This window comes from Niastella vici (assembly GCF_002077945.1).
Classification (GTDB): Bacteria; Bacteroidota; Bacteroidia; order Chitinophagales; family Chitinophagaceae; genus Niastella; species Niastella vici.
Genome location: NZ_LVYD01000001.1, coordinates 579,769 through 604,272, shown reverse-complemented (window position 1 = coordinate 604,272; position 24,504 = coordinate 579,769). Strand labels below are relative to the sequence as shown.

Annotated in this window: 21 protein-coding genes; 13 read left to right on the top strand and 8 right to left on the bottom strand. The window is 44.4% G+C overall.

What is annotated here, in order from left to right:
* Window positions 1-273: 273 nt before the first annotated feature.
* Window positions 274-843 (top strand): peroxiredoxin, encoded by a 570-nt coding sequence (locus A3860_RS02795; RefSeq protein WP_081144996.1) that lies wholly within the window; start codon window positions 274-276, stop codon window positions 841-843.
* A 135-nt stretch (window positions 844-978) separates the two neighbouring features.
* On the top strand, window positions 979-1,578 hold the full coding sequence (locus A3860_RS02790; protein WP_081144995.1) for a carboxymuconolactone decarboxylase family protein: 600 nt from the start codon (window positions 979-981) through the stop codon (window positions 1,576-1,578).
* 93 nt (window positions 1,579-1,671) lie between these two features.
* Here the strand turns inward: A3860_RS02790 and A3860_RS02785 are convergent, their stop codons facing one another.
* Both A3860_RS02785 and kdsB read right to left on the bottom strand, forming a co-directional pair.
* The gene (locus tag A3860_RS02785) at window positions 1,672-2,583 is read right to left on the bottom strand and encodes an ROK family protein (protein ID WP_081144994.1); all 912 of its coding nucleotides are present in this window, start codon (window positions 2,581-2,583) and stop codon (window positions 1,672-1,674) included.
* 29 nt (window positions 2,584-2,612) lie between these two features.
* On the bottom strand, window positions 2,613-3,341 hold the full coding sequence (kdsB, locus tag A3860_RS02780; RefSeq protein WP_081144993.1) for a 3-deoxy-manno-octulosonate cytidylyltransferase: 729 nt from the start codon (window positions 3,339-3,341) through the stop codon (window positions 2,613-2,615).
* A 124-nt stretch (window positions 3,342-3,465) separates the two neighbouring features.
* Between kdsB and A3860_RS02775 the strand changes: the two genes are divergently transcribed.
* The 3 genes from A3860_RS02775 to A3860_RS02765 are packed head-to-tail and all read left to right on the top strand — an operon-like array spanning window position 3,466 to window position 6,890.
* The gene (locus A3860_RS02775) at window positions 3,466-4,914 is read left to right on the top strand and encodes a circularly permuted type 2 ATP-grasp protein (RefSeq protein ID WP_081144992.1); all 1,449 of its coding nucleotides are present in this window, start codon (window positions 3,466-3,468) and stop codon (window positions 4,912-4,914) included.
* A 34-nt stretch (window positions 4,915-4,948) separates the two neighbouring features.
* Window positions 4,949-5,884 carry an alpha-E domain-containing protein gene (locus A3860_RS02770; RefSeq protein ID WP_081144991.1) on the top strand — a complete coding sequence of 312 codons (936 nt, stop codon included), beginning with the start codon at window positions 4,949-4,951 and terminating at the stop codon, window positions 5,882-5,884.
* 31 nt (window positions 5,885-5,915) lie between these two features.
* Entirely contained in the window at window positions 5,916-6,890 is a 975-nt protein-coding gene (locus A3860_RS02765) for a transglutaminase family protein (protein WP_081144990.1), read from the top strand.
* 59 nt (window positions 6,891-6,949) lie between these two features.
* On the opposite strand, the gene A3860_RS02760 is transcribed toward A3860_RS02765, so the two are convergent.
* Together A3860_RS02760 and dnaN are read right to left on the bottom strand one after the other, a co-directional pair.
* Window positions 6,950-7,768, bottom strand: coding sequence for a sterol desaturase family protein (locus A3860_RS02760; RefSeq protein WP_081144989.1), 819 nt, complete (start codon window positions 7,766-7,768; stop codon window positions 6,950-6,952).
* Between the two features lie 238 nt (window positions 7,769-8,006).
* Window positions 8,007-9,122 (bottom strand): DNA polymerase III subunit beta, encoded by a 1,116-nt coding sequence (gene dnaN, locus A3860_RS02755; protein ID WP_081144988.1) that lies wholly within the window; start codon window positions 9,120-9,122, stop codon window positions 8,007-8,009.
* Window positions 9,123-9,243: 121 nt separating this feature from the next.
* On the opposite strand from dnaN, the gene A3860_RS40410 reads away from it, so the two are divergent.
* The 4 genes from A3860_RS40410 to A3860_RS02735 all read left to right on the top strand — a co-directional run bounded on the left by A3860_RS40410 (window position 9,244) and on the right by A3860_RS02735 (window position 12,620).
* Window positions 9,244-9,429 carry a hypothetical protein gene (locus tag A3860_RS40410; protein WP_143773916.1) on the top strand — a complete coding sequence of 62 codons (186 nt, stop codon included), beginning with the start codon at window positions 9,244-9,246 and terminating at the stop codon, window positions 9,427-9,429.
* A gap of 209 nt (window positions 9,430-9,638) precedes the next feature.
* Window positions 9,639-10,952 carry a type III secretion system chaperone family protein gene (locus A3860_RS02745; protein WP_081145162.1) on the top strand — a complete coding sequence of 438 codons (1,314 nt, stop codon included), beginning with the start codon at window positions 9,639-9,641 and terminating at the stop codon, window positions 10,950-10,952.
* A gap of 2 nt (window positions 10,953-10,954) precedes the next feature.
* Window positions 10,955-12,052 (top strand): trypsin-like peptidase domain-containing protein, encoded by a 1,098-nt coding sequence (locus A3860_RS02740; RefSeq protein ID WP_081144986.1) that lies wholly within the window; start codon window positions 10,955-10,957, stop codon window positions 12,050-12,052.
* 67 nt (window positions 12,053-12,119) lie between these two features.
* Window positions 12,120-12,620 (top strand): regulatory protein RecX, encoded by a 501-nt coding sequence (locus A3860_RS02735; RefSeq protein WP_081144985.1) that lies wholly within the window; start codon window positions 12,120-12,122, stop codon window positions 12,618-12,620.
* 4 nt (window positions 12,621-12,624) lie between these two features.
* On the opposite strand, the gene A3860_RS02730 is transcribed toward A3860_RS02735, so the two are convergent.
* A complete protein-coding gene (locus A3860_RS02730; protein ID WP_143773915.1) occupies window positions 12,625-14,136 on the bottom strand; it encodes a PAS domain-containing sensor histidine kinase in 1,512 nt (503 codons plus the stop codon).
* A gap of 20 nt (window positions 14,137-14,156) precedes the next feature.
* Entirely contained in the window at window positions 14,157-14,585 is a 429-nt protein-coding gene (locus tag A3860_RS02725; RefSeq protein ID WP_081144983.1) for a response regulator, read from the bottom strand.
* 1,070 nt (window positions 14,586-15,655) lie between these two features.
* Between A3860_RS02725 and A3860_RS02720 the strand changes: the two genes are divergently transcribed.
* Both A3860_RS02720 and A3860_RS02715 read left to right on the top strand, forming a co-directional pair.
* Complete coding sequence (locus A3860_RS02720; RefSeq protein WP_081144982.1) at window positions 15,656-16,711, top strand: sensor histidine kinase; 1,056 nt, start codon at window positions 15,656-15,658, stop codon at window positions 16,709-16,711.
* Between the two features lie 120 nt (window positions 16,712-16,831).
* Entirely contained in the window at window positions 16,832-17,611 is a 780-nt protein-coding gene (locus tag A3860_RS02715; protein ID WP_081144981.1) for a LytR/AlgR family response regulator transcription factor, read from the top strand.
* 65 nt (window positions 17,612-17,676) lie between these two features.
* On the opposite strand, the gene A3860_RS02710 is transcribed toward A3860_RS02715, so the two are convergent.
* The gene (locus A3860_RS02710) at window positions 17,677-20,745 is read right to left on the bottom strand and encodes a ligand-binding sensor domain-containing protein (RefSeq protein ID WP_143773914.1); all 3,069 of its coding nucleotides are present in this window, start codon (window positions 20,743-20,745) and stop codon (window positions 17,677-17,679) included.
* Between the two features lie 242 nt (window positions 20,746-20,987).
* Between A3860_RS02710 and A3860_RS02705 the strand changes: the two genes are divergently transcribed.
* Both A3860_RS02705 and A3860_RS02700 read left to right on the top strand, forming a co-directional pair.
* A complete protein-coding gene (locus tag A3860_RS02705; protein WP_081144979.1) occupies window positions 20,988-22,355 on the top strand; it encodes a glycosyltransferase in 1,368 nt (455 codons plus the stop codon).
* Between the two features lie 106 nt (window positions 22,356-22,461).
* Window positions 22,462-23,136, top strand: a complete 675-nt coding sequence (locus tag A3860_RS02700; RefSeq protein ID WP_081144978.1) for a hemerythrin domain-containing protein — start codon at window positions 22,462-22,464, stop codon at window positions 23,134-23,136.
* Between the two features lie 68 nt (window positions 23,137-23,204).
* Here A3860_RS02700 and A3860_RS02695 read toward each other — a convergent pair whose 3' ends face one another.
* On the bottom strand, window positions 23,205-24,479 hold the full coding sequence (locus A3860_RS02695) for an OmpA family protein (RefSeq protein ID WP_081144977.1): 1,275 nt from the start codon (window positions 24,477-24,479) through the stop codon (window positions 23,205-23,207).
* Between the last annotated feature and the right edge of the window lie 25 nt (window positions 24,480-24,504).

Genomic DNA, 24,504 nt, shown 5'->3' with positions numbered 1-24,504 from the left:
CTAACTCTTTTATGGGATATGGCAGAAAAATTAAATAGGACGGTCAGTCTGCTTATTAATATACTAAAAAACCACTTATAGACAAAATCTATCAGTTTATAGATTAATCCGATAAAAATCTATATCTATTTTTGGCATCTTTGCGCCACCTATCCAGGCATCCGCCAGCCGGCGGATATCGATTGTTTCCCAGCCATATATTAAAAGCCGAAGGTCTAAAGCCAACGCAATAATGCGTTTGGTCCATTAATTGTAAAAATTTTAAATCACAATATGAGTAACAAAGTGTTGTCTATCGGAACTCAGTTCCCGGCATTTAAAAAGAAAGCGGTTGTATCTATAGAGAAAGGAAAAGAGTTTATTGAGCTGACCAATGAGTACGCTACAGCAAAAGGTAAATGGACTGTTATGTTCTGGTGGCCGAAGGATTTCACTTTCGTGTGTCCGACTGAAATTGCAGAATTCAACAAAAAGCACAGCGAATTCACCGACAGGGATGCTATTTTGATCGGCGCTTCAACCGATTCGGAATTTGTGCATGCTGCGTGGAGAAGAGATCACAGCGATTTGCGCGATCTGAAATTCCCCATGCTGGCCGATACTTCAAAATCACTGGCTGAAGAGCTGGGAATTCTGGATGCAGAAGAAAAAATTGCTTACCGTGCTACATTCATCATCGATCCGCAGGGTATTGTACGCTGGGTAAGTGTATATGACCTGAATGTTGGCCGTAACGTACAGGAAGTTGTTCGCGTGCTCGATGCACTGCAAACAGACGAGCTGTGCCCCTGTAACTGGCAAAAGGGTCAGGAAACCCTGACTAACCAGTTAAGCATGAACTAATATTTTTCAGAGTTTGGATAACGCTACGGGGCCGGCTGTAAATGGATTGCGTTCCGCCACTGCTCTTTCGCGAAGCAAGGGCTGGTGGACGCCTCTTTGAAGTCGGGCCCCGTTCTTTTAAAAAAACGTAATATCATGAGCCAGGCAGTAGCCATACAGAATGAGACGTTCACCAATCTGTTGAATGATCTGCAAATACCCGATTATAGCCCCTCTTCCGCCGCGCAACAATTGTTACAGGCAGAATCGAAATATATAAAGGACCTTAAGATCAATGTGAGCAATGTGCTGAACAATACGCAGTACCTGAATAAAAAGGAAGCGTTGTTGCTGGCATATGCCGTTGCGGTGAATGAAAAATTCGATCTGTTGAAAGATACTTTCCGCACGCAGGCCCAGGAAGCGGGCGCCGCCGATGCCGAGCTGGCTGAAATAGTTTCGTGCACATCCCTGATGAACGCGAACAATATTTTCTACCGCTTCCGTCATTTTATGCAAAAGGATTTTTATTCCAATACACCGGCCGGTATAAAAATGAGCATTATGATGAACCCGGTGTTAGGCAAGGAATTCTTTGAGCTGGTGAGCCTGGTCATTTCTTCTATCAATGGTTGCGAAATGTGCATCACTTCGCATGAGCAATCCATTTTACAACATGGCGGTTCCGAAAGCCGTATTCTGGAAGGAGTGAAGCTGGGAGCGATCATCAGGTCGTTGATAACCGTACTGGCTTAATGGGAAGGGCCTCAAAAATTTTTTTCAGGTAGTCAACAAGGATAATGTAAAAGGGAAGGGTTCCACCGACTGGAAGTCCTTCCCTTAGCTATTTTATGCCACCAGCGCAGCTGCGCCAAAAACGCCGGCACTGTCGCCGAGGCTGGGTTTTAAAATTTGAACATCTACCCGGTTGTTGAAAATAAATTTATGCAGCGATTCTACACCGGCGGTGTAAATGCTGTCGATATTTCCAACCCCACCTCCTATAACGATCACATCAGGATCGAGCATATTGGTGATAACAGAAACAGCCTTGCCAAAGAAATGGTGCAGCCGGTCAATGGTTTTGATGGCTGCAGGGTCATTACCCTGCAGGGCATGCGCCAGAATATCTTTTAATGACAACATGGAACCGGTAATGCTTTTATAATACCGTTGCAAACCGGGCCCTGATAAAACGGTTTCTACACAACCGGTTTTGCCACAATAACAGGGACCGCCCGATTCATCGAGGAAATTATGGCCCCACTCGCCGCCGATGCCGTGTTTGCCATTCCAAACGTGTCCGTTAATTACAATACCCCCGCCAACGCCGGTGCCCATAATAATACCAAATACCATTTGAGCATTGGGTGCTTTTTCTTTTACAACACCCCAGTGTGTTTCGGCAAGGGCAAAGCAATTGGCGTCATTGGCCAGCACGCAGGGAATACCCAGTTTTTCTTCCAGGTCTTTTTTTAGTGGTTTTCCATTCAGTGCTGTGCTGTTGCAGTTTTTCATGGTCTGCAATATGGGGTCCAGCACGCCGGGCGTTCCTAATCCAATGCGGGCCGGTTCAAGACCCGATTGCTTTTTCATCGTTTTTACCAGCTGATCGATTTGGCCAATGATGTGTTCATATCCTTTATGACCTTCGGTATCGATGCGGGTCCTGAGAATGGGTTGCGGATTATCCAAAGAAGGAACGATAGCGCCTTCTATTTTGGTTCCGCCCAGGTCAATGCCCCAAAGTGGTTGCGTCATGTTGGTAGTTAAGTGGTTTAATTCTTCAATCATTTTAACAGCCTGGCTGCTCTTTCCAGGTCTTCGGGCGTATCAATTTCAACGCCCATATAGTCTGTTACGACCATTTTTAATGGTATTCCGTTTTCGAGGTAACGGAGGCATTCAATTTTTTCAGCGGCTTCCAATGGGGTCATGCGCCAGGTAGTGAAGCTCATGAGGGCCTCTTTGCGAAAGGCGTATACACCAATATGTTCATAATAAGTAATGATGGCTTCGTTGTTCCGCGGGTAGGGGATAATACTTCTGCTGAAAAAAAGCGAATTCATGTTTTTGTCAACCGCCACCTTAACATAATTAGGGTCGGCAATGAATTGCGGTTCTTTCAGCACCTGCATCAGGGAAGCCACCTGCACTTTGGCGCCGGCTTCACCTTCAAATACCTGTAATAATTTGTGCAGCGGTTCTTTTTTTACAAAGGGTTCATCGCCCTGCACATTTACGACGATATCTGTTTCTATATCGGCCACTGCTTCGGCAATGCGGTCGCTGCCGCTTTCATGCTCCTGGCGGCTCATACAGGCTTTGCCGCCATTTGATACAATTTCATTATAAATAATTTCACTATCGGTCACCACCCAAACTTCATCAAATAAACCTGTGGCTACGGTATTGTCATAGGTGTGGCGAATAACTGTTTTGGTACCCAGCTGCTGCATTAATTTGGCAGGAAACCGGGTTGCCGCATAGCGGGCCGGGATCATTGCAATTTTTTTCATCGGGATAAAGATAAGAAAAGCAGCTTTGAATGATGGCTAAACGCGGTCATTTCATTATATTTGAATGGGTTCCATTTTCCCTCCTGCGATTTGCCTGCCATGAAATTTTACCAAACTATTCTGTATGCAAGCTACCGAATTGCTAAAGTCTTATTTTGTGGATACCAATACCTGGGATGAAATGTACCGGGAGTCATCTGTGCGCGAACAGTACCAGCGGGTGGTTGAATTTATGCAGCAGCTTGATCTGGAAGAGTTGAACAAAAAAGAGGAGCTGGCCAAACGGCTCTTTATGAGCCAGGGCGTCACGTTCACCGTTTACAGCAGCGGCGAGGGCATTGAGAAAATTTTTCCATTCGATATTATTCCCCGTATCATTACCGCAGCCGAGTGGGAGCATATTGAAAAAGGCATCAAGCAGCGGCTGAAGGCCCTGAACCTGTTTTTAAAAGATGTTTATCACAATCAGTTTATATTAAAAGATGGGATAGTGCCCATCGACATGATATATAGTTGCCCGCACTATTTACGCGAAATGTTCAACCTGCCGGTGCCTTACGATCTGTATGTGCACATTGCGGGCATCGATCTCATCCGCAACAACGATGGTTCTTTTTATATATTGGAAGATAACCTGCGAACGCCCAGCGGCGTAAGCTATATGCTCGAGAACCGCGAGATCACCAAACGTCTTTTTCCCGATCTGCTGCCGCAGAATAATGTGCGAAGCGTAATAGAATATCCCAATATCTTACACAAAAACCTCGTATCGCTTTCGCCCCGGCAAATTGCCAATCCCACCATTGTATTGCTTACGCCGGGTATTTATAATTCTGCCTATTTTGAACATACAACACTGGCGCGGCTGATGGGGGTAGAACTGGTTGAAGGCCGTGACCTGGTTGTGGATAACCACCGGGTGTATATGAAAACCACTTATGGACTGCAACAGGTGGATGTTATTTATCGCCGCGTAGATGATGAGTTCCTCGACCCGCTCACATTTAATCCCAACAGTATGCTGGGCGTTTCAGGCATTATGAATGCGTATCGAAAAGGCAATGTGGCCATTGTTAATGCAATAGGGAATGGCGTGGCCGATGACAAAGCTATTTATTGTTATGTGCCCGATATGATCAGGTATTACCTGAATGAGGAACCCATATTAAAAAATGTGCCCACCTACCGGCTCGATGACCGGGAACAGCAGGAATATGTTTTCAACAATATTACCAACATGGTGGTGAAGAAAACCAATGAAAGCGGCGGTTATGGCATGTTGATGGGCAATGCGGCCGGCGAAGAAGAAATAAAAAATTACTGTGCGGAAATTATAAAAGACCCACGCCAGTTTATTGCGCAACCTATTATCAGCTTGTCGTCGGCGCCCTGTTATATGCAGGGAAAACTGCAGCCGCGGCGGGTTGATCTGCGGCCTTATGCCTTGTGCGGACCGGATGGTATTGAAATTGTACCGGGCGGATTGACGCGGGTAGCACTGCGCGAAGGCTCGCTGGTGGTTAATTCATCGCAGGGCGGCGGAAGTAAGGATACCTGGGTACTGGCAGTATAAGATAAATAACTAAAATAACAAACCAACCGAACTGATGCTTAGTAGAGTAGCCGATAGTTTATACTGGATGAGCCGTTACATAGAACGCAGTGATGGTATCTTGCGCATGTTGAAAGTTAACTATGCGTATTCGCAGGATAGCATCATGGAATTTTCGTGGCAGCCGGTGCTTCGCCTGTTCACCTACCTGGAAGAACCCGAAGCCAAAAAGCTGGAAACGAACCCGCGCGCTATTTTGCAATATATTGTCACCGACAGGGAAAATCCCAATGCAGTGGTGAATATTGTTACGCGGGCCCGTGAAAATGCCCGCAGTGTGCAGGACCACATCACCAAAGAACTGTGGCAATGTTTGAACGATTATTACCATACTACAAAAGAAGAGTGGCTTTCGCACTGGTTACAGAAAGATGATCCCATCACCATACTCGATGTACTCATAAAGCAGGGCCTCCTGTATTACGGAACGGCCGATATCACCATGTCGCGGGGCGAGGGCTATTCCTTTATGAACATTGGCAAATTCCTGGAGCGCGCCATATTATCGGCCGACCTGCTCAACATGCGGGTGATCAATAATCATTACGATATCGATACCGTGGCCGATGCCCCTTACTGGAAGTACCTGTTGTTGTCGATTGCCGGGTATGAATTATACCTGAAAACCTACCGCACCGGTTTTGATGCGCGCAATGTGGTGGAACAGGTTGTGTTGAACAACCATTTTCCGCGTTCCATCATTTACTCCATAACCCGGCTGCAACGTTATTTCGACCGGCTGAAGCAGGAAGGGAAAGTGAATAATTACCAGCAGCTCGATTTTATGATCGGCAAACTGCTGAGCAAGGTGCGTTATTCAACAGCAGATGCCATCATCAGCCAGAACCTGCACCAGTATTTAATCGATATCAAGAATGATCTGTACGCCATTGGCAATGCCCTGAACCAATGTTGTTTTGCGTATTCTTAAAACCAGTCAGGACTTTGTATTTTTGCCAACCATGCCACAATTCAAAATTCATCACGTTACCAGGTATACGTACGAAGTTCCGGTTCGTAACAGCGCCAACCAGATCATTTTGTTCCCTGTAAAAGATGATTATCAGACTGTATTAAAACAGGACCTTACCATCACCGGCGAGCCTGCCGTGGATATATATAAAGATTATTATGGTAATGAAGTGGGTTCATTCATGTTTGCCGAGCCACACAGCGAACTGAAGATTGACTCAAAGATTGAAGTGGTGACCAAAAGCAGGCCCCTGCCCGAAGATGCTGTTTCCAAAGAAGAGCAATGGAATAGTTTACAGGCAATAAAATACCAGGTGCCGCTCATTGATTTCCTGAAACAGGAATCCTGTGAAGTGGTGCATGAAATAAAACGCGATACCCAGGTAGGTCAATATTTGCAGGTTACTCCGTTAACCGCTGCCCTAAAGCTGAATGAATATGTTTACCAGGAATTTCAATATATAAAAGGGGTTACCAGTGTAGAAACCACTACCGATGAGATCTGGAAATTGAAAGCCGGCGTTTGCCAGGATTTTGCCCATATTTTACTGGTGATGCTGCGGATGACCGGCATTCCCGCCCGCTATGTGAGCGGATATGTTTGTCCGAACCACAACGGCATGCGCGGCGAAGGTGCCACCCATGCCTGGGTAGAAGCCTATATTCCCAATTATGGCTGGCTGGGTTTAGACCCAACCAATAATTGTTTTGTAAACGACCTGCATGTGCGACTGGCTGTAGGCCGCAATTTCAGAGATTGCTCTCCGGTAAAGGGAACCTATAAAGGTCCCTCCAACCACAGCCTCGAAGTGGGCGTATCGGTAAGTTATGAAGATGGTCATACACAGGATGATCAGGCAACCATATTGAAACCGCATCCCATTACCAATGGCGGAAACAAGAGCGATGAAAATTCATATAGAAAATATATGGAGATGATTCAACAGCAGCAACAGCAACAATAAGCATCCCCCAACCCTTCCGACTCGTTGGGATAAGCACTAGGGTCTAGGGAGACTCAGTTCTAGTAATCGGTCTTGATATTCTTATTGAACGGGATCTTCAATTGATACATCAAACTCTCATCTGTTTTTTCATCCAACACATCGAGCCCGTAATGCAACAGCCTGGGATCGGTATAGGCAAAGGTGCCGAACAGGCGGTCCCATAACGAAAAGATATTTGCGTAGTTTGTATCGGTATACGGGCGTTTATAATGATGATGCACTTTGTGCATATTGGGTGAAACGAAGATCCAGCTAATGGGTTTATCGAGCCATTGCGGAACGTGGATGTTGGCATGATTGAAATGCGTGAAAATGGCCGACACACTGCGGTATAAAAAATACATCCCAATAGAAAGTCCCAATGCATATACACCAATGATGGCAAAGCATTCCCTGAAGATCCACTCGCCGGGGTGATGCCGGGTGCCGGTGGTAACATCAACCTTGGTATCACTGTGGTGGATCATATGAAATTTCCACATCCACTTTATTTTATGCATCAGGTAGTGCGGGGCATACTGGGCGAAGAAATCCATAAACAGCAAACCCAGAATAATATTCACCCATAAGGGCAGCTTCAATACGTTCAGCAGGCCAAAATGGTTTTCAGTAACCCATTTGCAGGCTAAAATGGTAATGGAACCCAACACTATATTCAGTATAACAGTAGTGGTCAGGAATATCAGGTTAACGCCGGCATGTTTATAACGTTTCCAGGAAAAGGCAAAGAGCGGATAATACCCTTCAATGAGCCAGAAAAATACCATACCACCCAGCAAGATGGCCATCCGTTGCCAGGAGGCAATGTTCTCCCAAAATTGCATGAAAGTTTGCATGGCTTATGAATCGTTTGTAGTAGTAATTTACGGATAAAATTCCGTGTGAGTGCCTGCGCTGTGGACTTTGCGAAGGGGTTCAAATATTTTCAATGGCTTAATTTGTTAAACGAGGCCGTTTAATCTTTTTTATATCGTAAAATTTTACCATCGTTTATTTTTTCCATAAAAAACAAAACCCAGGCCATTTGCCGGGGTTCTGCTTTTGTAATAATAACAAACTATAAAAGAATAGCGATCAGGTGTTCAACATTAATGGCATTACCAGCATCAACAGCTCTTCATTATCATCCTGGTCTCCGGGACGTATGATACCGGCTTTTGTGCTCGTTGATAATTCAACGGTTACATCTTCCGTATCGGTAGCGCTTAACATTTCAATCAAAAATTTGGCATTAAAGGCAATCTGCAGGTCTTCACCATTGTATTGACACTTCATACGCTCATTACCTTCAAACGAAAAATCAATATCCTGTGCGGTTAACTGCAACTGGCTGCCGCTGATGCTCAATACAACCTGGTTGGTGCTTTTATTACTAAAAATACCTACGCGGCGTAAAGCGCCCTGAAAGTCGGTGCGGTTTACAGTTAATTTATAAGGGTTATCTGTAGGAATAACTACTTTATAATCGGGGAAACGGGCATCAATGAGGCGGCAACTTAATTGCGTGGTGCCATGAGTTACAAACAGGTGGTTGCTGTTGTAGCTGATGGTAAGCTCATCATCGTTCACCGGCATGGCTGCTTTTAACAGCGTAAGTGGTTTTTTGGGAACGATCAATGACTCGTTCTTAGGGCAGCTTACATCAGTGCGTTTGTAGCGAACCAGACGATGTGCATCGGTAGCTACGAACTGCAGCCCTTTTTTATCCATTTCAAAGAATACGCCTGTCATGGCCGGACGAAGGTCATCGTTACTTACTGCAAACAATGTTTTATTGATAGCTGTAACCAACGCTGCTGATGTAACAGTGAAAGAATTGGTATCATCAGCAACCGGGTCCTTTGGAAAGTTATCGGGATTTTCACCCATCACTTTGTACTTACCATTATCGCTGGTTATTTCAACCGCGTAATTCTTATCGATATTAAAAGTAAGTGGTTGCTCAGGAATGTTCTTTAAAGAATCCATCAGTATTTTGGCAGGAATACATACGCGGCCGGTGTCTTTCGCTTCTACTTCCAGCTGTATTTTCATTACCGTTTCCAGGTCGGTTGCCACTACCGAAAGCTGATTTTTTTGCACGTCAAATAAAAAATCTTCCAGGATCGGCAATACAGTATTGGCATTTATCACCCCGCTAATCTGTTGTAATTGTTTCAATAAAGCCGAAGAGGAAACGATAAACTTCATATAACTGATTAAGATTTGAGCAAATATAGGGTTATGACTGAATAATTTACCCGCTTTTTTTAAAACACGAAATCCACAAATACGCTATCTTGCCTGGCAGCGATATTGAAAATCCGGCTCCATGAAATGTGTATGGGGTGTCGATTTCAATATTTTCACTTTCCAAACCGTAGAAAGAATAAGCAGGCCGCTGGCGCCGTTTTCTGCAAAAGGGGTATTTCAACAGGTTTCGGCCGGGTGGTTGAGGCGGCTTTTCCCACATAATACTTATATACGTGGTGCTTTCGTTAATGCACAGCAACTGTAAAGGTTGGGTCTTCACCTGCCCGGACCAAATGCAGGCGGTTGGCCTTGATTTGGGAGTGGAAAGCATGCGAAATACATTGGTTATAAATTAAATAACAAGTATCCCGGTGGTTGGGCATTTTTGCAGCGGCAGTGGCTGAAATGAAAAATAAACAGCAATTTTACCAGCCAGCCGACCCGGTACAGCATTTAAAAACAATAAAACCTTATATGTTCGACAAACTTTTCGGACGTGGTAAAAAAAAGCCGGACAATCCGGACATCTCTTTCGGCCGTTATTCGGATAATAACAAAACGGTTGAAAAAGTGCGCCGTTGGACCGATGCCGACAATCTCTTCAAACAACAGTCGTATTACGAAAGCATCGATGCCTTTTTCGATTACCTGGCCGACGACAAACTGGGAAATGTGGTCCTGAAGCGGGATAATGACAGCGGTACCTTCCAGATCTTCCAGGGTTCCAAGATCGTTCGCGGCGAATTTGACAAGGAAAGCCTGAAGGCCGAGATCACCCTGGCCAAAATGCCGCAGGCCAGCGTACCTGTTATGCGCCGCCTGCTCGAAATGAACTTCAGCCTTTATTACAGCCGGTATGCACTCGACAATGACCGTTTGTGCATGCGGTTCGACAGCGATATAAGAGCTGCCAATCCCAATAAGCTTTATTACGGGCTGAAAGAGCTGGCCATTAAAGCCGATAAGCTCGATGACCTGCTGGTACAGGAATTTGCCGCCCTGCAAACCGTGGATACGGAACATATTACGGAGATTCCCACCACGGAAAAGGAAGTGAAATATAATTTCATGATGACCTGGATCAGGGAAACGCTCGATTATATAGCCACGCTGGATGCCGACAAGTTTTCGGGCGGAATAGCCTACCTGTTGCTTTCGCTGGCCTTCCGCATCGATTACCTGATTTGCCCCGATGGCAAGCTGTTGAACGAACTGGAAAAGGTAGTGGAGATCTATTACCGCAAGGATGAAAAGCAAACCATGGAGCGTAACCAGGGCATGATGGAAGGGTTTAAAAAACTGCTTGCCAAATCAAAAGAAGAAGTGTTCCCGTTCCTGTTCCGCTCAAAACATACGTTCGCAATTGTGGTTCCGCAACACCATCAAACGGTGGCAGATGCCATTAATGCAGCGGCGCAAAATATGGCCTGGTACCGCGATAACAGTTATCCGAACATTGCCAATAATGTGATGGAATATTCGCTGTCGTTCAGCCAGTATTCATACAGTTTGCCCAAACCGCTCAGCGATTTGATCTTATTATATTTTCAGATCAACTATCGCTCGTATTTTGAAGCGCTAGGGTTTACTGTTCCATATTATGATCAGCAGGGAAATCAATTCAATCCCGAAACCATTCGCGAACGGATAGAAGAGATCAGTGAAACCTGGAAAGCCAAGTATCCCAAACTGCAGTTCAGGATGGATACGTTGAAGTTCAATAACCTGGTAACCTTTAACAGCAGCTTCAGCACGGAAATTACATTCTTAAATTTCGATTCAAACTAATTATGGTTCAGGATATAATCGGGCAGTTTCATCCCGCCGTCATACAAATAGCCACACAAACCGGTACCGGTACCGGGTTTTATTTAAAGGAATTTGATGTTATTGTAACCAATGATCACGTGGTGCAGGGCAATGCCGAAGTAACCATCGCCGGGAAAACATTTGAAAAAACTTTATCACGGGTTTGGTATACCGATCGCAAACATGATCTGGCTTTTTTACAGGGCCCCGCCAATGTAGAGATACCTGACATTCGCCTGGGTAATTATGAAACTCTGAAAGATGGGGATGAAGTGCTGGCGATCGGCCATCCATACGGTTTTAATTATTCAGCAACCCAGGGCGTTATTTCAAAGGTTGACCGCATACGCGATGGATTAAAATTCATTCAGATCGATGCAGCCATTAACCCCGGCAACAGTGGCGGACCGCTGGTGAATGCCAGTGGAGAAGTGATTGGGGTTAATTCATTCAAGGTGCAGGGGGGTGATAACCTCGGGTTTGCCTTACCGGTAAATTACCTGCGGACAGCCCTGCAGTTGTATGCACCGCATAAAGGCACCAGCAGCACCCGTTGCCATAGCTGCGATTACCTGGTATTGCCTGAGAATATTGATTCGGAAAAGTATTGTCCGGCCTGTGGTACCGAAGTAAAATTGCCGCAATTACCCGAGCAGGAAGTAGCGCCTACTGGCGTTGCCAAAACCATTGAAGATATTTTAAAAGAGTTGGGCAAAGACATCAAGCTATCGCGCGATGGGGTGAACCGCTGGGAGGTTCGCGAAGGCAGTGCCAAGATCAAGATCAGCTACAATGCCGAAAATTATTTTGTGGTGGGCGACGCCTATTTGTGCCAGCTGCCGCAGGATGCACTTAAGATAAAACCGTTGTACCAGTTCCTGCTGCAGGAAAACTACCGCACCAATAGCCTCGTATTAAGCTGTCAGAACCAAAACATCGTGCTGTCGTGCATTATGTACGATCTCGATATTACGAAAGATGGCGGTGTGAAGGTCTTCGATAACCTGTTTAAGAAAGCAGATTTTTACGATGACCTGTTGAAGAATGATTATGGTTGTCTTGACAGAATTGAAGAATAGTTGACAGCGTCCTAATAATATTTGTAATGCAATCGTGAATCTGCCGGTTCACGATTGCCTTTTGCCGATGATACAACGAAAACAACTTACCAAAGAGCAGGCATTACAAAAGCTACGACATTATTGTGCTTACCAGGAACGCAGCCATGTTGAGGTGAAGGAAAAACTGTATTCCTTTGGCTTGCGGAGGCAAATGGTGGAAGAATCGATAGCGCAGTTAATTGAAGAAGATTATCTGAATGAAGAGCGGTTCGCCATTCAATTTGCCGGTGGTAAATTTCGCATGAAGCAATGGGGCCGGGTCAAAATAATTCATGCCCTGAAGCAAAAACAGGTAAGCACCTATTGCATCAACAAGGCCATAAAGGAAATAGATGCAGATGCGTACGAGAAAACTTTAGACAAGCTGGCGAAACAAAAATGGGGCACCATAAAAGGTGAGGGCGTGAATGGCTTTGTAAAAATGGCCAAAACCACTGATTATTTATTGCAGAAAGGGTTTGAACCGGAGTTGGTGAGGGGAGTGGTGGCGAGGTTGAAGGAGATGAAGAATGAGGAACATACTTAGCTCACTACTTCCACTTATCCGTACTCCGCTTCCTCACCGTAAAATAAAACCTACTTCCTTCCCCGGGTGTTGAATCAACCCAGATCTTTCCATTGTGCAGCTCCGTTATCTTTTTGCAATGCGCCAGCCCAATACCGGTTCCATCATATTCATTCTTCGTATGCAGGCGTTGAAAGATAATAAAAATGCGTTCCCAGTATTTTTCATCGATACCAATTCCATTGTCGGCTATTTTGAATTGCCAGTGGTCTTCTTTAGGTATGGCAGTAATTGTTATGACCGGTGGTTCGCCCGGTTTTCTGAATTTAAGGGAGTTACTGAGCAGGTTTTGAAAAAGCTGTTTCATTTCAGTTGCAAACCCCGAAATTACCGGCAGTTGGTCAAGATGAATAACAGCCTGGCTTTCCTGAATAGCCATCGTAAGGTCACTCAGCACTTCCTGCACCACCTTGTTACAATCGATCGGTTCCAGAATGCGTTCGCGCCCCAGTCGTGAATAATCGAGCAGGTCCTGCACCAGCCGCCGCATTCTGTCTGAAGCATCGGTAATATAATTGATGTATTTGGTTACGTTCTCATCGGCCTGGTCCTTATAATGCCGTTTCAGCAATTCAACAAAACCCGAAACGGTTCGCAAAGGTTCCTGCAAATCGTGCGATGCTACGTAGGCAAACTGTTCCAGTTCAATGTTCTTTTGTTTAAGGTCTTCTGCATATTCATTCTGCCTGAGCTCGGCCTCGCGCCGTTCGGTAATGTCGCGAATAAAAGCGCAAAAGAAATCGTTGTCCTTTTGCCGCATGGGTATTATTGTTAGCTCAACCGGAAACTCGCGGCCATTGCGGTGCAGCGCGGTAATTTCAATCAGCTTATTAATAACATTTTGCTCTTGCGTGGTTATATACCGTTTTAATCCTGCTTCGTGCAAAGCGCGGTATTTTTCGGGAATGATGGTCTCGGACAACCGGCGGCCTTTGATCTCGCTTTCGGTGTAGCCGAAAATTTTTTCAGCCTGCGGATTCCAAACGGTGATACAACCATTAGTATCGATGCAAACAATGGCATCCAGTGCCGAGTTCATAATGAGCCGGGTTGTTTCTTCGCTCGAGCGCAGAATGGCTTCTGCCTTTTTTCTTTCACTTACATCGGTAATAAATGCGACTGCCATTTTTTTAATTCCCAGCTTATAATACCCCAAACTGATCTCAACGGGAAAAGTGCGGCCATTCTTATCGCGGGCGAACAGGTCTTTGCCTAAGCCCATTGGGCGCGCCTTGGGCGCCTTGAAATATTGGTGGCGGTGTTTGCGGTGTATGTCCTTTAAAGGTTCGGGGATCAATAATTCAATTGGCTTACCGGTCAATTCTTCCTTTGTATAACCGAACAGTTTTTCGGCATTGGGGTTTCCCAGGGTGATGTCGCCGTTTTCGTCGGTTACCAGAATACTGATGGTAGCATGTTCAAACAGGGATTTGAATGCTTTTTCATTTTCTAGGAGAATTTCATTGGAGTCTTTCATAAACACGATCGCCTTGGCAATTAGCAAACTTCCGGGAAGAACCGGGTTAATATTTTTTTTATCACTTCGGGCTGCAGCGGCTTGTTCTCAAACCCTGAGATCTCGATATTTTGCTGGGCAGCTTTTTCATCATCGGGGTTTAAAGAAGTCGTAAGCATGACCATAACAATATTGGCCTTTTGATTGGGCGGCAATTTTTGATAGTGTTGCAGAAACTCCCAGCCATCCATTCCCGGCATGTTAATATCCAGGAAGATCAGATCGGGGCGCGGATGGCTTTGCCCGTTACTGAATGAACCGCTACCGGTTAAATATTCCAGCGCTTCCATACCGCTGGTAACTACCTGCACATGGTGTGCGCAGCCCATTTCCTCAACTAATAGTTTGTTTAAGAAATTGGTAGGTTCATCGTCATCAATAAATAAAATGCACATAAGTTTTTGTTTCATGGTAATGAACTGGTTTTGAAAAAGAACAGGTACACGCCACCGTACTTCAGAACTAACCAGATATATTTAACCATTACAATAAAATGTTGCGCGGGAAAATTCGAGTTACACAGGGTTGGGAGAAACCTGGGAAATAAACAGCAACCTGTAGAAGAACAATGCGGAACTGGAGATCATTAACAGGCAACCGACAGGCATAAGTAAAAATAAGCATAATTCAGGTAAAGCGCGGGCTTTTTATAAACACCCGTAAAAAAGAAAAACCCCACCTTTCGGCGGGGTAATTACTTCATTTAAGGGATCCTTGGTAAACGTTAGGTTTTACATTGGAATTGGACGGTTCCATAGTTTGGATTGACGGCTTTTCATGTATTGGACCTGGATGGTTTTCTAAGGACCGGACTGGTATTTTTCAGAAAATTGGATTCGCGTTAACTGTTAACACCACAAAGATGCTACGCCGATGAAGCATTTCAAACTATTTCATCGCTTAATTCCCCAGCCTGTATATATAACTTATTATAATTTACTGACAAACCCTTAGCCCCCGTTTAAGGGCTCCCGATAGTGTATTAACGCCCAAATCTAAACGCCGAAAAAATACCGGTAAAGGATCAAATACGCTGCATTATCGTCTCGTCTACACAGATTGCCATTTTGTCTATTTGTATTCCTATTTAATGGTTAAATGAGGAGTTGTAAGGGCTATTTTAATTAATTTGAATGCTTCCGACCGCAGTTAACCTATAAAAAAGCGCCTGTACCAGCCGTTTTCTGGTATAATTATTTATGACAAAATAGCAATACCCGACCGTTCTTTCTTTTTGTGTACCAGGCCATCGTACTGGCCGAAGAAAATTTCCTTCGTAATAAATTCGGCGAACAATGTAGGTATTTCCCTGCCCTCCCCATAAAGTCGGGTTTTCCGTTTGCCATTTCACAATTAATTTTGTACTGAAATCCACAATTGACACTGCTTCATGATCAATTCATCTGTAAAACTGTCAATTGGTGCGAAATGCCACTAACCGGGTATAAAACAGTTGTAATTTAATCCTAAACTGACGTGAATGGAGGGCTATGCAGACGACATAAAACCATTGGCATATTCCAGGAAGGAATGGGTGATAGCAGTTGTTATGATGCCACCCTTTTCCGTACTACTGAACTTTGTATTATTTGGGACCCAGTATTTTTCCTCCCTGAAAAATTTCCTGATCCCAACAGGAATAACCCTGGCTGTAATAACGCTGGTATATGTGTGCTGTGGAATGGTGGCCACCATGTTACGAAACCGCTTTCCCAAATACAGTCAAACCTTTACCCGCATAGCCATTGGCCTTTGCATTTACATAGCCCTGATGGTAACCGCACTCAGTATTATTTTCTGGGGCTACGATTATATTGGCTTTATGGGCTACCAGATAAACCTGAACAGGTATGCGTGGACACTCATCGTGGGCGCCATCTGTAATATCATGGCTACCAGCCTTAATGAAGGGGCCGCTTTTTTTGAACGCTGGCGCGAAGTGGTTGATGAAGCCGAACAGTTGAAAAAGGAGAATTTGCAAAGCCAGCTCGAAGGGTTGAAAGGCCAGGTAAACCCCCACTTCCTGTTCAACAGCCTTAATTCGCTTTCTTCGCTTATCAGCGATGACCCGGTAAAGGCCGAGAAGTTCCTCGATGAAATGAGCAAGGTGTACCGGTACCTGTTGCGCACGAACGAAGACGGATTAACTACCCTGCAGGCTGAAATGGATTTCATAAACTCGTATTTCCATTTGCTGAAAACGCGTTACGGCGATGGCCTGAATATGAATACCACCATCGAAGATCGTTTTCTCAGCTACCTGTTGCCGCCGCTTACGCTGCAAATGCTGGTAGAAAATGCGGTAAAGCATAATATGATCCTGAAAGACAACCCCTTGCAGATCATGATACTCACCACCAACAGCGGCCGGTTGATCGTAAGTAATAACCTGCAGCGGAAAGACAGGATGGTAAGCTCGAACAAAGTGGGGCTCAGCAATATCGTAAAGAAATACCGGCTCATGAAACAGGAAGAGATCAGCGTGCGCGACGATGGAAAGGAATTTGCCGTGATCGTTCCACTTATTCACCCTTAACCTGCATTTCAACGGGTAAAAACACAATTCATCCCCGAATTCTACAATTCATGCTCCGCCGGCCGGTCAAACAACCGGCGATTTGTAATTTGCGGGTTATATTCCACTAAAACCACGCACATGAAAGTACTTATTATTGAAGACGAGGAACTGGCGGTAAAAAAGCTGCAGAAAACGCTGGCGAGTGTAGATGCAACCGCGCAGGTTGTTGGGGTGGCCGACAGCATCAGGAGTTCGGTTAGCTGGCTGCAGAAAAACCCCAGCCCCGACCTGATATTGATGGATATTGAACTGGCCGATGGTCAAAGTTTTGAGATCTTCGATAAAGTGGAAGTTAAAAGCACCGTAATATTTACTACTTCATACGATGAATATGCGTTGAAGGCTTTTAAGGTGAACAGCATTGATTATTTGTTAAAGCCTATTCAGAAGGAAGACCTGCAGGCGGCCCTGGAAAAGTTAAAGAACCTGAAGTCGCTGTATGGAAATAGCAACAGTACACCCTCTTTGAATGTAGACAACCTGGTAAAAGAACTGCAACAAAAATTACAACCCAAAGAATACCGCAAACGCTTTTTGGTTAAACATGCTCAAAAACTGGTGAGCATTGATGTAGAAGAGATCGCTTATTTCTACAGCGATGGCCGGCTGAACTTTTTCAAAACAAATGATAACCGCAAGTTTGTGGTTGACTATACCATGGACGACCTGGAAGACATGCTCGACCCCGATCAGTTCTTTCGCATCAGCCGCGCATTTTATGTTGCAGTGAACAGTATTGACCAGATACACGATTATTTCGGCAATCGCTTATTGCTGAACCTGAAACCTACTGTGGATAAAGAAGCCATTGTGAGCCGGGAAAAGGTTACAGATTTTAAGAAGTGGATGGGGAAATGAGGCAGAATACGCTGCGCGGGGTCGAAGGGTTTCCCCAGAGACTGGGTGTTGTCGAGGGCCCGGGATTACTGATTAATTATAACTTTCACTGTAGTCCCTGTATTTATTTCTGATTTCAGGGCGAGTTTCGCGTTAATAGTGCCGGCGCGACGGCGCATTTCGCTGAGGCCGCGCGACAGTTCAACCAACTCTACATTAAACCCTTTGCCATCATCGCGAATGCACATGGTTAGGGTTGAATTCTTTGACTGCAGATCCACCTCAATATATTTTGCCTGGGCGTGGCGGGCGGCGTTGTTCACCGCTTCTTTATAAATGCTCAACATTTCATACCGCGTTTCCATACGCAAATACAGGTCTTTGACCTGTTCATCGACCTGGAAAATAATTGATGGGGTATACATGCTTTCCATTTCAGCAGCATAATTTTTCATTCTGTCAACCGTGTGTTGCAGCGTATCGTTTTCGGGACTGATGCTCCACACCATATCGTACATGGCCTGCACCATGCGGTTGCTGCTGTCGCTGATCTGGTTAATATATTCTTTCGTTCTTTCCCTGTCGGTATCAATTTTTCTTTTGGCCAGCTCACTGGTAATATTAATACTGCTGAGCGAATTGCTCATATCTTCGGTAAGGCTGGTGGCAATGCGGTTGCGAACACTTTCTGTAGCTTTTATTTTTTGCATCCGCAATTTGTCGACCCATAAAAAAATACCCAGCAATACAAAAACGATCAAACCAACAAACCACCAGGTTTGCCAGTACAATGGCTTAACTTTTATGGTGAGGGTGGTAATATTTTTCCCCGGGTTCCCTTCGCTATTTTCCGTAAACGCTTTGAACGTGTAGGTTCCCGGTGGTAAATAAGGGTACACGGCCTGGCTCGAGAAATCGGCCTGTATCCAGTTTTTGTCGATGCCTTCAAGTTTATATTTTATAAGCGAGGCGGCAATGAATGTGAGTGAAGACAATTCGATGGTAATGCTATTTTGGTTGGGCGCCAGTTCAATCATTTTCAGGTTAAGCAGGGAATCAACCAGCAGGGGCTTGTTCTGCACTTTAAAACCTGCGATGGTTACATTGGGCAAAGAATCCTCGTCGAGGTCCATTTTTTCCGGATCAAAAACAATGAACTGGTTGCTGCCGCCAAACACAAGCCGGCCATCGGGCAAACTGGCGGAGGCGCTTATCTCAAAATGATCGTTCATAATGCCATCCTGGCGGTCAAATACAATAAAAATATTCGACTTGTCGGGCCTAATCCTGAACAATCCGGTACTTTGCGTTACCCATAAATACCCATGCCGGTCTTTTTGAATTGCTTTTACATCAGTTGGCATATTGGAGGCCAGGCGAATGGGCGTAATTGTTTGTTTATTTGGATTGTATACGTTAAGACCGCAGCCGCCAATGATGATAGTGGTATCGTCGTAAATACAAAAGGCAAAAGCAGCATAATCCTGTAAACGTTGATGGGGAGGGCCCTCATGGTTAAAATGCTGCAAGATCTGTGCATTCTTGCTATCAAGAATATAAACGCCATTCGAGGTAGTGGCAACCATCAGGTTGCCGTTTCTGTCAACACACATTGCGGTAATGGTATGGGCATCTACACCGGCTATTTTTTCAACGTTTTTATTGAAATTATAGCCAGTCCCCGTTTGGGTATATTTAAATAACCCGTAGTTATGCGTACCTATCCATAAGTTGCCATTCTTATCTTCCACAACCTGCCTTACCGCTGAATGTTCTATGGCCGGGATATCATAATAAGTAGCGCTTCTGGTTATGCGATCGTATTTGTACAAACCACCCAATTGGGTGCCCATCCAAACGGTTCGGCCATCGTTTCCTAAACACATATTCGCCACATCGACATTATTCTTTTCAATGATACCTTTTATTTTTACCGGAATATTATTGAAAGAAGAATCATAGCGGTAAATGCCATTACGCCAGGAACCCATTAATATGGTACCATTATCGTACATAAAACTGAGCGCAGCGTCTTCGCCGGGTGTATTTTTTGTCCGGTTGATATGATGCACGTTTAAGAAATATTCCCTACCGGGGTTGAACCGGTACAATCCATTGTTGCTGGTTGCCGCCCAAAGATTTCCTTCCCGGTCTTCTTTCAGATCACTGACTGTTTCAAAAGCAATGCTCTGGTCACTTACATAGCCGTTGTGGACCAGTTGAAATTTTTTGTCTTTTTCCAGGTAGCGCGCAAAAATATTACCCCCATTTATCCAGATAGTACCGTTCTTTTGTTCTATCATCCCACTGGGCTGGTGATATGCTTTTATCAAAGGCCAAAAGCTGTAATTTTTTAAGATTATTGCATGACTATCCCGATCATAACAGTAAAGAGATGGGCCGCCTGCGACCGGTGGCCAGGTTAAAACCCAAAGCCGGTGTTTTGAATCCAGTAACATGGGGAACATATAGGGGATATTTCCCAGCTGATCAATCAATGATTCTTTCTCAACATTGTGACCTCTGTAACTCAATTGGTGGGTACGGGCGTTGAGCACCACCAGGCCCGAGTCGGTACCCAGGTAATATTTGCCGGCACTAATGTCTTCACAAAAAGAAAGGATTGACCAATTGGACGGAAGGGGCATCAATTGCCCGGCGGGAACAAACCGGTTTTCTTTTTCATAATACACCAGCAATTCACTTCTCATGCACACCAGGTAAATATGACCGCGGCTATCTGAAGTAATATATTTAGCGCTTAAAATGAAACTCTTTTTTGCAATGGGAACCGTTACCTCTTTGAACCGGAAATGTTTGGTATCGAAAATGCCTACATGACCTGCAGCGGTCAGCACCCAAAGATTATTTTTAGTATCGCGGAAAAGCCGGATGATATTATTTTCAGGAATGCTTGCCAGATCATCTATACGATGCTGAAAAGTGATAAAGCGCGTGCCATCAAAACGCTGCAATCCACTAGCGGTTCCAACCCACATATAGCCTTCTTCATCCTGCACAACGGCTCTTGCATCATGGCCGACCAGGCCTTTATCGGTATCGTAATGTGCAAACGTATATTGCCTTTCATCTTGCGACAGGCAAACCAGGCTACACACGAACAGGAAAAGAATGCTTAAGGATAGTCGTTGCACAAAAAAGTAATGTATTATCAAATATAAACTTTTGACAATGCAAAATGTGGATTTGTGCTAATGAATTGTTGATACAGATGCTGAACCGCCAAAAACCGGGAATGAATTGTACCCGCAAAAAATTGCAGCGGCCAATTCATACATTTTCAATTACAACTCATGCATGCCACCCTTCATACCCGTATTGCATTATCTCAATTTTACAACGCCATATAATTTAAAAACTGTAAACTTTTTCAATTATGAAGGATACCTGGGGTATTGGGTCACTGGCAGGAAAGAAGATCCTGTTTGCCAATTTTCCGGCCGACGGGCACTTTAATCCTTTAACCGGGATAGCGGTATACCTGCAGCAACTGGGCTGCGATGTGCGTTGGTATGCGGCTCAGGAATATGCCGGAAAAATAAAAAAGCTGTCTATTCCCCATTACCCTTTTCAAAAGGCAATGGAAGTAACCGGTTCCAATCTTGAGCAGGTATTTCCAGAACGGAAGCAAATAAAAAACGCGGTTAGAAAACTGAATTTCGATATCCAGCATCTGTTCATAATGCAGGCCGAAGAATACTATGCCGATATTCTGGAAATTAACCAGACGTTCCCTTTTGATCTGTTGATCTGCGATAACGCCTTTACGGCCATTCCGTTCATAAAAGATAAAATGCAAAAACCGGTGATCGCCATTGGCGTTCTTCCGCTTACCGAAACATCGAAGGACCTGCCACCAGCAGGTTTGGGTATTACACCATCGAATACCTTTGCGGGAAAGATAAAGCAAGTCCTGTTGCGTTATTTAACGAAGCAGGTGCTGTTCAAAGGATCGAACCGGTTGTTATACCGCATCATGGAAAAACAGGGACTGGAGCACCATAACCATTCCGTGTTTGATATTGGAATAAAAAAGTCATCACTATTATTGCAAAGCGGCACCCCTTCCTTTGAATATAAGCGCAGCGATCTGGGAAAGAATATCCGGTTCATAGGGCCCTTGCTGCCTTACTCAACCCAAAAGCACAACCAATGCTGGTTCGATGAACGATTGAAACAATACAGAAAAATTGTCGTGCTCACCCAGGGTACCGTTGAAAAAGATGTTACGAAATTATTGGTGCCTACACTGGAATCACTCAAAAATACTGATACGCTCGTGATCTGTACAACTGGTGGTTCGCAGACGCACGAATTAAAAACAGCTTATCCACACCCTAATTTGATCATTGAAGATTTCATACCCTTTAATGAAGTAATGCCTTATGCCCATGCTTATATAACCAATGGTGGTTATGGTGGCGTAATGCTGGGGATAGAAAATAAGCTGCCATTGGTTGTGGCCGGCGTGCATGAAGGCAAAAACGAGATCTGCGCCCGTGTAGGATATTTTAACCTGGGCATAAACCTTAAAACCGAAAGACCCAACTTGGCACAAATACGGCATGCAGTAGAAAATGTAATTGGGAACCCCTTATACAAAAAGAATGTAGAAGCGCTCAGTCGTGAGTTTGCCCGCTACAATCCCAATGAGCTGGTAGCCCGTTATGTTGCTGAATTGCTGGAACCGTTACATGAAAATAGGATCATCAAACGGGGAATAAACAACCTCGTAGTTATTTGATCAACCAGTAATAAGAAATAGCTGTCACAGGAGAGAAAACCTGCTTAACCCCGTAAGGCTTGGCGGGTTTTTAATTTTGATATACCTTCATTAACTAATAATCAATATGCGTTACAATATTTTTAACCAGATACACAAAGCGCTGCGCGCTCTTTTATACGATACGGCACTGATTATACAGCAAACTGATTTTACCAATGCAGCAGAAACAGCAAAAGCACTGGAAAAAATAAAGGTGCTTGTGGAGCTATTTGATAAGCATGCTTATTACGAGGACAATTATATTTTACCAGCTATTGAAGAATTCGATGCGGCAGTAATTAAAGATTTTGAACAGGAACACCAGGAAGATTATGCGTTGGGGCAACAGCTGAGGCAATTAATGGATGGGTTAACTAAGGCAATTGCCCTTAACGACCGCATTGAAGCCGGGCTTGCCCTTCATAATGCCTTTGTAGCGTTTATGGTATTTAATTTAACCCATATGGCTAAAGAAGAACAGCTATTGAATGCCGTATTATGGAAACATTTTGATGATGGACAGATCATGGCGCTTAACAGAACGATAGTGGCGAATATTTCACAGGAGGAAATGGAGCTTGGCAATTTTTGGATGCTTAAAAGCTTGAACAACCTGGAGATCATAAACTGGTTAAAACTTGTACGGGTCAATGCAACTGAGCCGGCATTTCGTGGCTTATACCTGATGGCCAGCGATGCATTACCTGATAACCGCTGGCAAACAATAAAGGAAGCATTGGGAGAAGGTGCCGTTGCCTGATAAGGAATTTACTAAATAAAAATCCGCCCCGGCTCAGCCGGGGCGGATCCTGATGCTCCTGTACATGGTTACTTTATCACCTTCATTTCAATTCTTCTATTGGCCGCTTTTCCTTCTTTAGAGTTATTGTCTGCTGCCGGTTCTGCTTCGCCCTTACCATCTGTTTCAAGTCGTGTTTCTTCAATACCATATTCGCTTACGAGGGCTGCCTTTACTGCTTCGGCCCTTTTTTGTGATAGTTGAAGGTTGTCTTTATCGTTACCATCGCTATCGGTAAAACCGGTTATCTTTATCCGCACCTCTTTATATTCTTTTAATATTGCGGCAATTTCTTTTATGGTGCCATAAGATTCGGGTTTCAGCGTGGCGGCATTTACATCGAACAAAATAGCAGTGGTGCTGAATTTGCCTTCATCGATCAGCTTGTGACGGGTATCGGGCAGGCCTTTGGCCATTTTAAAATTACTGACATAAATACCATACTGACTGTCGTTATAATTGGTTTGGTGTACGCGAATCTGCAATTGGTTCATTACATAATTTACAGGAACACCTTTTGGCACATCAAAAATCTTTGTAGCATTTGCCCACATGCGAAAGCGTTCTTTTTGTACCTGAATGGCCATATGCACCGGTTGTGCGTACCATTGTTCAAGCTCGGGCAATGCTTTTGGTTCACCAACAAAATAGCTTTTGCCATCTACATAAGATTTGAGGGCCACTTTAGTGCTTTTGAATTCACCGGGACTGAACAACGCGGTTACGCAACCATATTTGTTATCGTCCTTTAAAAATTCATTGTCTGACGTGGGTTCTGTACCTGAGGAAAAAAGGCCAAAAGAAACCTGCGGATACATCCAGCCATTATTTTTTAATTGCAGAATGATATCGAATTCAATAGTATAATTCTCCCCAAACTCGGTTTTGTTGGCGGTAAGATAAGTGAATGGATGATGAACACGGAGCCATTTGCCGGGGTATTTATCGAGGGTAGTTATTTCACCGGTACCATTGGTGTTCCAGCCGGTGGGCAATTCGCCGGGTGATTCCTGCTCAAAGTTTTCGTAATAAAAGATTGTTGAGCCGGCGATGAAATCAAATTTTGTAGTGCTTTTTAATGCCGGGCCTTCAGCAGTTGCGGTTCCGCCGGAAGCTGTAGATGCAGATGTGGTAGTGACTGTTTTTCCTTCCGCTGCATCAAGCGCTTTGTCAATGGCATTATCTACTTTTTTGTCGACCCGTTGGGTTGTTTTGTTTTTTACTTTGTTCACCAATCCGCCCAATTGGGCAGAGCCTACAAATGGAAAGGTGGCCAGCAGGGTAGCCACGGCAAAATTTTTCATGGTAAATACTTTTAATACCCAAAGC